The 524-nt window shown below is 51.3% G+C and carries 1 protein-coding gene and 1 pseudogene; both read right to left on the bottom strand.

Annotated features, from left to right (window positions below; genetic code table 11):
• Nucleotides 1-220 (bottom strand): annotated as a pseudogene (locus R7F64_RS24365) (flagellar assembly protein FliH); the annotation flags it as partial.
• Nucleotides 221-223: 3 nt separating this feature from the next.
• On the bottom strand, nucleotides 224-524 hold a 301-nt coding region (locus tag R7F64_RS24360; protein ID WP_318072220.1), incomplete at its 5' end, for a FliG C-terminal domain-containing protein.

The raw sequence follows: 524 nt of genomic DNA, 5'->3' as shown, positions 1-524 counted from the left end.
GCTCGATGCCTTGGCGTAAACCTTCTTCATGACCTTGTTGCAGCCCCTGTTGGAAACCTGCTTCAAGTTGCTGCTGAATGTCCACTTGCGACTCTTGCCAACCTTGGTTGTCCAAGCCGAACTCTTCATCAACCGCAACTGGCTGAGCCAGCGGCGGAAAACGGTGTAAACGGTAACCACTTGGAGGCAGTCGCATAATGTTCGATCTTTGTTCTGCCATGCTTTATTCCACCGTTGGCTCTTCGTATAGAAGCAACTGAACTTCGCCCGACTCATCAAGCTCGCGCACCATTTGCATGATGTCTTGGCGTGCTTTCTGAACTCGACTTAGTGCAACTGCACCACGCGCTTCCATATCGTCTTCTAGCGCTTTCACCATACGTTGTGGCATTGAGCGTTTGATCGCTTGCTGCAACGTGATATCCGAACCTTTCAGTGCCGTAGCCCAAAGCTCGAGTGGAATTTGCTGTACGAGCATGTCCATGGTTTCTTCGCGTTGACGGCCCAGCACCATGAAGTCAAAC

The sequence above is a fragment of the Vibrio sp. Vb1980 genome (assembly GCF_033338615.1).
GTDB lineage: Bacteria > Pseudomonadota > Gammaproteobacteria > Enterobacterales > Vibrionaceae > Vibrio > Vibrio alginolyticus.
The sequence above is the reverse complement of the archived record's forward strand: the minus strand, read 5'-3'. Positions and strand labels throughout refer to the sequence as shown.